At 58.4% G+C, this 12,683-nt stretch carries 7 protein-coding genes; all 7 read right to left on the bottom strand.

The window, feature by feature from the left end:
* A partial coding sequence (locus V7651_RS18215) for an efflux RND transporter permease subunit (RefSeq protein WP_335613958.1) occupies positions 1-2,729 on the bottom strand: 2,729 nt, incomplete at its 3' end.
* An 11-nt stretch (positions 2,730-2,740) separates the two neighbouring features.
* Positions 2,741-4,030, bottom strand: coding sequence for an efflux RND transporter periplasmic adaptor subunit (locus tag V7651_RS18210; RefSeq protein ID WP_335613957.1), 1,290 nt, complete (start codon positions 4,028-4,030; stop codon positions 2,741-2,743).
* Positions 4,027-5,313 (bottom strand): TolC family protein, encoded by a 1,287-nt coding sequence (locus V7651_RS18205; RefSeq protein ID WP_335613956.1) that lies wholly within the window; start codon positions 5,311-5,313, stop codon positions 4,027-4,029. Before V7651_RS18205 ends, V7651_RS18210 begins: the two co-directional genes overlap by 4 nt.
* Positions 5,314-6,006: 693 nt before the next feature.
* Positions 6,007-9,111, bottom strand: coding sequence for an efflux RND transporter permease subunit (locus V7651_RS18200; protein WP_035541846.1), 3,105 nt, complete (start codon positions 9,109-9,111; stop codon positions 6,007-6,009).
* Positions 9,112-9,129: 18 nt separating this feature from the next.
* Positions 9,130-10,329, bottom strand: a complete 1,200-nt coding sequence (locus V7651_RS18195) for an efflux RND transporter periplasmic adaptor subunit (RefSeq protein ID WP_035541848.1) — start codon at positions 10,327-10,329, stop codon at positions 9,130-9,132.
* Positions 10,330-10,333: 4 nt separating this feature from the next.
* Positions 10,334-11,617, bottom strand: a complete 1,284-nt coding sequence (locus tag V7651_RS18190) for a TolC family protein (RefSeq protein ID WP_335613955.1) — start codon at positions 11,615-11,617, stop codon at positions 10,334-10,336.
* A gap of 635 nt (positions 11,618-12,252) precedes the next feature.
* Positions 12,253-12,672: a MerR family transcriptional regulator gene (locus V7651_RS18185; protein WP_335613954.1), complete on the bottom strand. Its 420-nt coding sequence runs from the start codon at positions 12,670-12,672 to the stop codon at positions 12,253-12,255.
* Positions 12,673-12,683: the final 11 nt, after the last annotated feature.

The following is a 12,683-nucleotide window of genomic DNA, read 5'->3' as shown; positions in this document are numbered from 1 at the left end:
CCGGTTATCCAGAGCGCCAGTGCGCCCCCCGTCAGGGCCAGCGGGATATTCAGCAAGATGAGGACCGACGACTTCAACCGGCCGAAAGTTATCAACAGGATCAGGAGCACGATACCGAGCGTGATCGGAATGACCACGGCAAAACGGGCGTTCGCCTGTTGCTGAAGTTCGAACTGGCCGCCCCAGACAAGCCGGTAACCGGGAGGCAACTCCAATTGGGAATCAGTCAGCGCCTGGGCTTCCGCGACAAAGGAACCGATATCACGCCCCCTCACGTTCGACTGAACCGTGATGAAGCGTTCGCCATTCTCGCGTGTGATCTGGCGCGGGCCGATGATCGTCTCGATTCTGGCGACGGTTTCGAGAGGTACCCGTGCGCCCGATGGCGATTCCAGCACGATGCGGCTGATCGCTTCGGGTGTATCCCGGTTCTCTTCATGCAGGCGCACGACGATTGGGAACTGGCGAACACCTTCGAACAAGGCACCGGCTTCGGCGCCGCCGACGGAGGCGCGAAGCGCATCCAGTGCGTCTTCGACGTCGAGACCGTAACGGCCAAGGGCGGCCCGATCCACCGTCACCACGAGTTGCGGTGCGCCGGTGATCTGATCGGCCTGGACTTCAGCAGCGCCGTCAACTTGCTGCAGGAGTGTCTGGAGCACTTGCGACCTGTCCAACAGGATTTCCGTGTCGGGCCCAAATATCTTTACCGCCAGTTCAGCACGTGTTCCGGTGATGAGTTCATCGACCGCCATGGCAATCGGCTGCCCGATGCTTGCAACGATACCTGGCACCGATTCCAGATTTTCCGAGATGGCCGTACGCAAGTCTTCCGGAGACATCCCTTCGCGCCACTGATCGCGCGGTTGCAGTTCAACGAAGGCTTCTGCGCTATTGGTCGGGTCCGCATGCGCGCCGACCTCGCCGCGCCCGATACGGGTGACGATCGACTTGATCTCCGGAAATGCGTCCAGCAGCCGCTTCTCGACCCGCGTTGTTGTTGCAGCGGCTTCTGTCAGCGAGATTGATGGAGCCATCGTGACCCGCAGGAGAATATCACCTTCCTCCAGCGAGGGGGTAAATTCCGAGCCCAGCCGCGAGCCGGCGAGCCCACCTGCCAAAAGAAGCACCGCAGCCATCACAATGGCTGCCATGCGTTGCCTGACGAAAAAGCCAGCAAGTGAGCTGACATAGCGGGCGATAAGGTCAGGCTTTTCTTCGTTCTTTGCCTTTCCGCGACGCATCAGGCCATTTGCAAGGGACGGCGCAATCAGCGCTGCGTAAAAAAGCGAACCGGTCATCGCAAGCGCAGCAGATGCGGCGAGTGGACGGAACGTCTTGCCCTCAACGCCTTGCAGCGAAAACAGCGGCAGGAAGACAACGATGACCACTGCGACAGCGGCAACCAGGGGCGCAATGACCTCGGCAGTCGAGCGTGCAACGACGCTGCGCTGATCTTCCGTGCCTGCGCTTTCCCGGAGACTCCGATCGACATTTTCCGCGATGACGATCGCGCCATCGACCATCATCCCGATGGCAATGGCGACACCGCCCAGCGACATCAGATTGGCACTGATGCCGAGCACGTTCATCGCGATGAATGCAAAGCCGACAGAGAAGGGAATAGAGAGAACGACGACGAGGCTTGGCCGCCAACCGCCCAAAAAGACGAAGACAACAAGCGCCACAAGAAGACCGCCCTGCCAGAGCGCGGTCGTCACCGTTGCGGCAGCCTTGTTCACGAGCGTGCCCTGATCATAGTAGGGGATGGCCGTCACGCCTTCGGGCAGGCTTGCGTTGATTTCCTCAAAGCGCTGCTGCACACGGGCGATCACGTCAGACGTGTTGGTGCCATAGAGTTTCAGCACGAGGCCGGCGACGACTTCGCCTTGGCCATTTGCCGTGGCAAGTCCTTGTCGGACGCCGCCGCCGATGACGATTTCGCCCAGGTCGCGGACGCGGACGGGGCGTCCGTCATCAACATTGACAACGATTTCGGCAAGGTCATCGACCGACCGGGCCAGTCCAACGCCGCGCACGGTGTACTGCTCCGCGCCAATTTCGAGGAATTGCGCGCCCTCGGTCTTGTTGCCACGCTCCAGCGCGCCAATCACGTCGCCAATCTGGATATCATAGGCGAGCAAAGCATCCGGATCGAGACGGACCTGGTATTGCTTCTCGAAGCCGCCAAGCGAGAGCACTTCGGTGACGCCCGGTACGGTTTGCAGTTGGTACTTGATGATCCAGTCCTGGATCTCGCGCATTTCGACAAGGTCCCGCGTCCCGCTGGAATCATCAAGTCTGAAATAGAGAATGATGCCCAGGCCCGTCGAGATGGGGCCCATTTGCGGGTCGCCAAATCCGTCCGGAATGTTGCCGCGCGCCTCTGCGAGACGTTCGCCAACGACCTGGCGCGCAAAATAGACGTCCGTCCCGTCTTCGAAATAGATGTTGACCACGGACAGGCCGAAATTCGAGACTGAGCGCATGCTCTTGAGTTTCGGGAGGCCGGACATGGCCGTTTCAATCGGATAGGTGACATAGCGTTCGACCTCTTCCGGGGCGAGGCCTTCGGTTTCGGTAAAGACCTGAACCAGGGAGGGGGTGACGTCCGGAAAGGCATCCACGGGCAGGGCCCGGAAGGCGAACAGGCCGCCAAGCGTCATGGCGAGTGCCGCGATGGCTGCCAGGAGACGGCCCCCGGCGATACGGTGCATAAAATTGATCATGTCTGTTGGTCCTAGTGTCCGTGTCCATCGCCAAAGGCGTCTTTTTCAAGCTGGGCCTTGAGGGTGAAACCCCCTTGCGAGACAAAGGTCTCGCCGACCGCCAGGCCCGAACGAATTTCGACAAAGCCGCCGGCCGTTGCACCGATCATCACTGGCCTGGGTGCGAAACCGCCTTCAACGGGAACAAAGATCGACGGTTTGTCCTCGACAATCTGGACGGCTGTTTGCGGGACCCGCACCACGGGGCTTGCATTGCCGACACTGAGATCGGCCGTCACAAACTGGCCGGGCGTCAGACTGCCATCGGTATTGGCCACAATCACCCGTGCCGTCGCGGTGCGAGAGGTTTCATTGATGACGGGAAGCACGAAAGCGACAGTCGATAGCGCCAGGACATTTCCTGCGTCGGTCTTCAGCGCGACAGGTGCGCCAATACGTATACGACCAATGTCCTGTTTGTAGACGGCGATGTCTGCCCAGACCACGCTGTCATCCGCGATCGTGAAGAGCGTGTCGGCGCCGGCATCTCCCGCGGCAACCGTCTGGCCAAGCGTGACTGCGCGCCGGACAATCGTTCCGGAAATCGGCGCGGTCAGGTAGGAATTGGCATTGTCGCCATCTCTTGCTGTCGCGACCTTCTCCAGGGCTTCGTGACTGACACCGGCAGCGTGCAGCTCGTTTTCGGCCGCATCACTCGCGGCTTTCGCGGCTTCAAATTCCGCACGGGCTGCCTGGACATCGGCTTCGGATGTGATCTTGTCGGCCCAGAGTTGTTCCTCGCGCGCGAGGGCCTGAGCGGCCAGGGCCTTGCCAGTTTCACCTTTCTGCCAGGCCGCTTTCAGGCCCGCGAGATCGCGACTGGAAATCAGTGCCAGCGTTTGGCCCCGCTTCACATGATCGCCTTCGCTGGCATAGAGCTTTGCGACCACGCCGCTGACCTTGGGTGAGACATTCGCCACCCTGTCTGCGTCGAACCTTATTTCCGCTGGAAGGCTGAGCGACTGGCCCATTTCGGCCAATTTCGCTTCACTGAGTTCAATGCCCGCTTCGCGCGCTTCTGCTTCGGTCAGATTGACGACATCGTCTTCGTCTTCGCCGTGTTCGTCGTGAGTATCGTTTCCTTCGGAGTCCTTCTCATTGTCGGCGGCCGAGAATGCCTCATACGGGGTGTGCCCGTGCGTGTCATTTACGGCCGAAGCGACGGCGCTGGTTTTGCCGTCTACCGCTGAAGTCTCGCCACAGGCAGACAGCAGGGTTGTCAAACTCAGTAGGGCTGTTGTCAGGATCAGGGTCTGTTTCACTGGATGTCTCCATTAAAGGGGGCGGCGCCAATCAGGCTTCGCAAGCGCATGTTTTCTGTATTCAGGGCGCGGGCCGCATCGATTACGGCTACGCCGGCTTCGATCAGGCCTTTGCGGGCATCGAGGGTTGAGGTGAGATCGAACTTGCCCGCGGCATAGCCCTGGACGGATGCTTCATAGGCCGCCCTGGCTGAGGGCAGGGCATCGTTTTCAAGGAGGGCCAGGCGTTCCTGGGCCGCGCGGACCTGAGAGACCGAGGCGCGTTGGCTGGCAAGCAATCTTGCCTCCACAGCCACCCGGTCGGTGCGCCGGGCATCGACTCTGTAACCAGCAGCGCGGGTTGCGTCACGGTTGCGGTCAAACAGGGGGACAGGCACGCTGACGCCGATAAGGAATGCGGTATCGCCCGTTTGCTCAAACTGCCGCATGCCCGCACTTAGGGTAAGATCAGGGGCCGCCTGAGCACGCGCCAGATCCTGCTCCGCCTGCCGCGCGACAATACCGGCCTCGGCCACTTTGACAGCAGGGTGTTGTGCCAGGTTGGCTGCGCCGGGGTGGGTGGGCGCCGTCATTGGCAGGACAGGTGCCTCGAAGACCGGGTCGGCGCTTCCCCACAGTGCGCTGAGATCGTAGCGAAGGGCCTCCATGTCACCGCGTGTCTGTGCGGCCACTGCACGCAGGGTTGCAGCATCAGCTTTGGCCCGGGAAAGTTCCGGTGGCGCGGCCGCGCCTGCATCCACTCGCTTGCCAACGGTTTCGCTGAGCGTGTCCGCCAGTTCGGCCGATTGATCGGCGAGACGGACGAGCTGGGCGGCCGCGTCCAGTTCATAGAAGAGCGTCACCGCCTCCAGTTCTGTTTCACGCAGGATGGCGCCGCATTCTGCCGTTGCAAGCGCGGCACTGGCACGCGCAGCGCGCTGACGTTTTGTTCGCTTGCCGCCCAGCTGGAATGTCTGGGCAACCGAGAACGTTGTCTCGGTTTGATCAAACCCGGCGAGGGGGCCGGAGCCTGAGAAGTTTTCAAGTTCCAATCCGATCATAGGATTGAGCCAGCGGCCGGCCTGATCTGCGTCCGCTTCGCGAGCGCGTGTTTCCAGTGCGGCCATGCGCACTTCCGGGGAGGCATTGCGGACTTCTGCCAGCACGGCGTCTAGTGATAAAGGCTCGCCTGCCTGGATTGCGGTGGCAGTGACCCTCGGTCCGCTGCACGGAGCCGCGACCGCAGTGCCCGCAAGGACAGCTGCGATCAGGGCGCAACATGTGCCCTGCTTCAATGTGTTCATTGAGTTAATTTCCTCGTGATGACCTGAAAAATGGCGACGGCAGAGCCGCAGCTAGGGAGTCAGGTCAGACACGGGGAGGGCGGTAGAGTCCGAAGGGACCGGCGCGAGGCGCGAACACATTCGTCTCGGGTAGAACGACTGTCCGATATCCCCAAGGGGATACGAATCTGGATGGGAAAGATCCGACCAGATGGAAATGGCAACTGCCGCAGGTATGCGCATGGTGATCGTGATCCGGACGAGACTGCCCGTCGTCCGTGCGGTCTGTACCGAATGCCGCAAGTTGGTCATCTAACGCCTGACAGGCAATGGTATCGGGATCCATCGCGTGTACATCCGCCGACGCAGGGCCAATCAACATGGTCGCGACCAGACAAGCTGCGAGCCATATTCTGACGCTGAGGATGAATCCGGACAAACGCATAGCGTGCCCCATAACAGGCGATCCTTCAAAAATCACTAAGAAATGTCATTCGATAGTCGATCCCGGTCTGAAAATGAAGGAATGTCGGTCGCTGACGACCTTCACAAAGGAATATCGACGTACAATGACTGCTGCTGCAGCGGCTGCTCCGGTCGTACGATCCGATTTTTCATGCGGCATGGGTATGCAGGCGATTGTCACCGAGCCGGGCGTCAATAATCTCTCATCCTGTCCCAATTGTAAATTCGCCTGACCAGGCAAGGCGCGCTTTAGGCTGAGACATGCTCAGTTTCCACAAGTGAGTGATGACTGTCTGGTTTAGGCGCGAACCACCGATGCAAAGCAGGCAAAACAAGCAATGTCAGTACGGTTGACGATACAAGACCGCCAATCACAACGGTCGCGAGCGGTCTTTGTACTTCAGCGCCAACGCCTGTGGCGAACAACAAGGGCGCAAGGCCCAGCGCAGTCGTCATCGCAGTCATCAAAACGGGTCGCGCGCGCAACCCGGCCGCTTCTACGGCGAGTTCATCCCTGTCGCGCCCCGCGCGCGCAAAGTCATCCATGAAGCTGACCAGAACCATACCATTGCCGAGAGCGATCCCGAACAATGCAATAAACCCGACCGTAGCAGGCACCGAAACAGGCAGACCCGCTAACCATAGCGCCAGCGTTCCACCTGTCAGTGCCAGAGGGATGTTGAGCAGGATCAGAATAGCTGACTTGGCACGCCCGAAGGTCATTAGAAGAATCAGGAAGACAATCGCGAGCGTGATTGGAATGACCACGGCGAATTTTGCATTCGCTTGTTGCTGCAATTCAAATTGCCCGCCCCAAACAAGCCTGTAACCCGGTGGAAGATCAAGTTTTTCATCGGTTAGCGCCTGGGCTTCAGCAACGAAGCTACCGATATCGCGCCCACGGACATTGGCCTGGACGGCAATGAACCGTTGCCCATCCTCACGCGTGATCTGACGAGGACCGATCACGGTTTCGATATTGGTGACCTCGCTGAGTGGCACGAGCGCACCATTTTGTGATTTAAGAAGAATCCGTCCGATGGCAGCAGGATCCGACCGCGATTGTGCGTTGAGGCGAACGATGATCGGAAATTGGCGAACGCCCTCGAACAGAGCGCCCGCTTCGGCGCCGCCGACGGACGTGCGAAGCGTATCCAGGGCGTCCATGATGTCGAGGCCGTAACGTCCGAGTTCATCGCGATTGACTGTGACTTTCAATTCCGGCGCGCCGGTCAGTTGTTCGGCCTGTACATCGGCAGCGCCGGGGACTTGCCGGAGCAATTTCTGCAATTCCTCCGAGGACGCAATCAGAGCGTCTGAGTCCGGACCGAAGATTTTGATCGCGAGCTCGGCGCGCGTGCCCGTCAGCAGTTCGTCTACAGCCATTGCAATGGGTTGACCAACATTTGCAAGAATACCCGGATAGGACTCCAGGAACTCCGACAACTCATACCGAAAGTCTTCGGGCGATATACCAGAACGCCAGTCCGATTTCGGCTTCATGGCCAAAAATATTTCTGCGCTATTGGTGGGATCCGTCACGGCACCTACTTCTCCGCGCCCGACTCTCGTAACGATTGTCTCAATTTCCGGGAACTCTGCGAGCAATTGATTTTCGATCCGCGTAACTGTGGCTTCACCCTCGGTCAGAGATATCGAGGGCGCCATCGTGACCCGAAGCAGGATATCGCCTTCTTCGAGCTCCGGCGTAAATTCGGACCCGAGTTGTGACCCGGCCAACCAGCCCGCCAGAAGAAGTATCGACGCCAGTCCAAGGGCAGCGCCCCTGAACCGGACAAAGAAGCCTGCCCAGGATGCAATAAGATTGGTCATCGCGCTTTCAGCGCCGCGCGATGATTTTGCTGGTCGCATTAAGCCGAATGCTAAAGCGGGTGCGATCAACGCGGCATAGATCAATGAGCCTGTCATAGCCAACGCGGCAGACGCGGCCAGCGGCCGGAAGGTTTTCCCTTCAACGCCCTCAAGCGCAAAAAGCGGTAGAAAGACAATAATCACCACACTCACAGCCGCAATAAGCGGTGCGATTACCTCAGCGGTTGATCTGGCAACCAGATCGCGGCGGTTCTCGTCAGGCGCGCCTTTCAGACTGCGGTCGACATTTTCGGTGATCACGATGGCGCCGTCCACCATCATCCCGATGGCAATCGCAACACCGCCAAGCGACATGAGGTTGGCACCGATGCCAAGAACATTCATAGCAATGAAGGCGAAACCAACGGAGAAGGGAATAGATAAAACCACTACAAGCGAGGGACGCCAGCCGCCGAGAAAAACGAAGACGACTATCGCGACGAGTACAGCGCCCTGCCAGAGCGCCGTCGTGACCGTTGCGGCGGCTTTGTTCACCAGCGCACCTTGATCATAATATGGCACAGCGCGAACGCCGTCTGGCAGAGTCTTGTTGATTTCATCGAAGCGTGTTTTAACCCGCTCGATGACTTCGGACGTATTTGTGCCGTAGAGTTTCAGCACCAGACCAGCAACGACTTCGCCTTTCCCATTCGAGGTGGCAAGGCCCTGACGCACGCCGCCGCCAATGACGACATCGCCGATATCGCGCATCCGAATCGGGCGGCCATCTTCTGATCTGATGATGGTCGCTGCAAGATCGTCAACGCTTCGCGCGAGCCCGATACCGCGCACAGTAAATTGTTCAGCGCCGATTTCGATGAATTGAGCGCCGAGGGTCTGATTGCCGCGCTCGAGCGCTTCGGTCACTTCGTTGATCTGGAGATCGTATGACTGCATTGCTTCGGGGTCGATGAGTATCTGAAACTGTTTTTCGTATCCGCCGAGGGATAGGACTTCGGTCACGCCTGTGACGGTCTGTAGTTGGTATTTGACAATCCAGTCCTGAATCTCGCGCATCTCGATGAGACTGCGCGTACCTGTGCTGTCGACCAGTTTGTAATAAAGGATGATCCCGAGCCCGGTGGAGATCGGCCCCATCTTGGGTTCGCCAAATCCAGGAGGGATGGCTTCGCGCGCTTGAGCCAGACGTTCACCCACGACCTGGCGGGCAAAATAGACATCGGTGCCGTCTTCAAAATAGATGTTGACCACGGACAGGCCGAAATTTGACACCGAGCGCATATGGTCGATTTTTGGTAGACCTGCCATGGCGGCCTCGATGGGATAAGTAACGTAGCGTTCAACTTCTTCTGGGCCGAGGCCGTCAGTTTCCGTGAAGACCTGCACCAACGAGGGCGTGACATCGGGAAAAGCGTCGACGGGCAAAGCGCGGAAGGCAAACAGACCGCCAATGGTCATGGCGCTGGCGAAAATGGCGGCGAGCAATCGGCCACCAGCGATACGGTGCATGAAGTTTTGCATGAATGGGCTGTCCTGTTGCTAGTCTTCGTCTGCGCCGAAGGAATCTTTTTCCAATTGTGACTTTAGGGTGAAGGCGCCCTCGGCGACATATCGCTGCCCGTCCTCTAATCCCTCAAGAATGCCGACCAGGCCGTCCTGCTCCATACCGGTCACCACCGGCGTAGGCTCAAAGCCGTCATCGGTTGGCAGGAACACTGAAGGGGTCGAATTGACGATCTGCACCGCGTCTTTCGGGACACGCACGACTAACATACCTTCGCCGAGATCAATCTGGGCCCGAATAAACTGACCCGGCCGCAACTGACCATCGCGATTATCCACAATCACGCGGGCAGTCGCGGTGCGCGACGCTTGATTGACAACAGGGGAGATAAACGCGATCTGCGCCTGCGCCAGCGGTTCCCCTGCATCGCCTGTCAAATGCACGTTGGCCCCAGTATCAACGCGGGCAAGGTCCTGTTTGAACACAGCAATATCGACCCAAACGACACTGTCATCAGCGATGGTGAACATCGGTCCGGCAGACGTATCGTCGGAAGAGACAGCTTCGCCTAAGGTGACCGTTCGCTGAGTAATGACGCCCGTTATTGGTGAGGTGACGACATAATCTGAGCTATTGCCCGCCGCAGCCGTCGACGCTGGGCTGAGCCCAACAGCATGCAAGTTCGTCTCAGCTGAATCAAGCGCGGCACTGGCAGTTGAAAAGGCCGCGCGAGCCGCCTGAATGTCCGCTTCAGACGTGATTTTGTCCGCCCAAAGCGCTTCTTCGCGAGCCATAGTCGTCCGCGCAAGTTCGGTTGCGGCGGCGGCAGAAACATAGTCTGACTTCAATTCAGCCAATTCGCGGCTGGCGAGCAGCGCCAATCGATCGCCACGTTGGATTGCGTCGCCTTCGGTTGCGTATAGCATCCGTACAATGCCACTGATCTGCGGAGAGATATTGGCGATTCGATCGGCATCGAAACGCACTTCGGCGGGTAAGTTCAGGGTTTCTCCCATACGCCCGACCTCGGCAGTCGCCACCCGAATGCCAGCGGCTTGCGCCGCAATGCGGCTTAGAACGACGTCATTCCCCTCGACTTCAGCATCATCGTCTTGCTTGGTTTCCACAACAACGAGGTCCGCATCTCCTTCAGTTGATGGGCTCTCGCTATTGCAGGCTGCTAGAATAAACGCGCTGGCCGCCGCCAATAAAAGTGGTTTCCAATGGAAAGTCATAGGTTCATTCTCCGGAAAATGGCGTGTCGCCAATCAGGCTTTTCAGGCGAGCCGTCTCGATACGCAGCGTTGTCTTTGCGTCCAAAACGGCGCGTTGCGTGTCAATCAAGGCGCTACGCGCATCAATCGTGGTGGTCAGATCAAATTTTCCAACCGCGTACCCGTGCATAGACGCTTCAAAGGCGGCGGTAGCATTGGGCAAAGCGGTGTCTTCGAGCAGACTGAGGCGTTGACGGGCGGCCGTCACGGCGGCGATGGCGGCTCGCTGTTCTGCAAGCAGACGCGCCTCAACAGCAGCTCTATTCATCTGGCTTGCCTGTGCCCGCAGATCGGCTGCGCGCGCGCTATCGCGATTGCGATCAAAAAGCGGCAGGGGAACAGATACACCAGCGACAATGGCGCTGTCGCCGGTTTCCTCGAACCGGCGCATGCCAGCGGTGAATGTTACATTCGGCATGGCTTCTGCGCGCTCGACGTCGGCGGCCGCCCGTGACGCTGCGGCGGACGCAGCCGCCCGCCTGACTTGCGGGTGAAGGGACCTGTTTCCCGGATCAGCCAAAGCACCGACTACCGAGTCTTCCACGATCGCGGTGTTGAACAGGGGATCTGATTGCCCCCATATTGCGGCCAAGGCATATCTGCGCTGCTCTACCAAGCCCCAGGCGAAAACCGCATCGGCGCGCGCAGAAGCTGTCGCACTATCGGCCCGGGACTGTTCAGGTGGCGGCGCAGCTCCAGCGGCTACGCGTCTACGGACCGTCTCAGCCAGTTTTTCGGATGTCTCCGCGGCTTCTTCCAAGAGTTCTGCGTCTTCGAGTGCGGCGACGTACTCAAAAAAAAGCACCGTGCCCTGCAGTTCAACTTCTCTCAAAATGACGGCGCATTCAGCCGAAGCGAGCGCCGTCAACGCGCGAGCCGCAGCTTGCGCGCGCTGTCGCTTGCCGCCCAGGCGGACGGTCTGCTCAATAGCGATGGTTGTTTCTGCCCGGTCAAACCCGGTCAACGGGCCGCTTCCAGAAAATTCTTCAAGTTCCACGGAAAGCGCAGGATTCAAACGCCGCCCCGCTTGAGTCGCGTCAGCCGACCGGGCTTGAATTTCGAGTCCCGAGGCCCGAACCTCTGGTGAGGCGAGCCTGATCTCAGACAACACGGAATTCAACGAGAGTGGTGTTTCGGCGGTAACTGGAGATTTGTGTTCATTAGGACCATAAGCGTTGCAGGGTCCAACTTCTGCATTGGCCGGAAGCATGACCGCCAGACCGAGTGCGGCCCATAAAAGTTTTTGCATTGTAATTTTCCTTGATCTGACCCGTTGTGTGCTAGCCGCTCCGGCAACGGAGCGCAGGCGTCAGGTGCGAGGCGGACGAAAAGGGCTTATTGGATAGTCACGGACAAGTGTTTCTTTGTCAGCCGACCGATCAATAGCGGATTGATTGTGGCGGAAACACAATGGCGACGATGAGTTTGAAATGAATGACGTACAAGCAAGGTAGTGACAATAATCGACATCGATATCTTCTGGGTCAATGCGATCTGCCGAACTGAGAGGCCCCAACATAAACGCTTCAATTGCGTTCGTTGCCTGCGGTTGCGCACACAAGGGCGACGCTTGCAGTGAAGTTGCCGGGCTTGTCGCGAATCCTGACAGCATAAAGAATAACGACACGCAGGAAAACCGCGCGAGCTGCAGCAAAGTCGCAATTTTGCGAGAGTGTTTCCAGCTCACCTTCACGTTTAATATCTTCTCCAGCCCACAAGACAACGACACTTATTGCCTTACGATCACTTCGAACCCGATTGGCAAACCGGGTTCAAGCGTGTTTCAATTCTCAATTGTCGCCTCTTTAATCTCTACAGCCGCTGGAGGGTCAAGCGCCGATTTCGCCGTTCTTTGAAGATGACAGACCTGCTGTGGTTGTGGATCTACAGGGGATATGAAGCCGTGCTGGAGATGCTTTCCATGATTGCGCAACAGGCCACTTCGCCGCCTTCACAAGACGTGATCATGCCCTGAAGTTCCCGTTTCAAAGCCCTCAATTGCTTGAGGCGTCGATCTACTTCCGCCAGATGGTGTCGCGCGACCTTGTCCACCTTCGCGCAATCTTCGTCAGGCGTCATTTGCAACGCGATTAGTTCACGGATCGCCTCAACAGGAAAGCCCAGGTCACGGGATTGCCGGATGAACGATAGGCGTTGCTGGGTAGCCGTATCGTAGACGCGTTGCCCCCCAGTTGTGCGTCCAGGGTCCGGCAACAGACCGATGGATTCGTAGTAGCGGATTGTTGTCACCTTCACGCCAGCCGTTTTTGACAGCTGCCCTATCGTGCGTCTTTGAGTTGCCATACATTTTCTCC

Source organism: Hyphomonas oceanitis, from assembly GCF_036964545.1.
In the GTDB taxonomy this organism is placed as follows: domain Bacteria; phylum Pseudomonadota; class Alphaproteobacteria; order Caulobacterales; family Hyphomonadaceae; genus Hyphomonas; species Hyphomonas oceanitis.
Note: the sequence above shows the minus strand (reverse complement) of the source record. Positions and strands in the feature narration are given on the sequence as shown.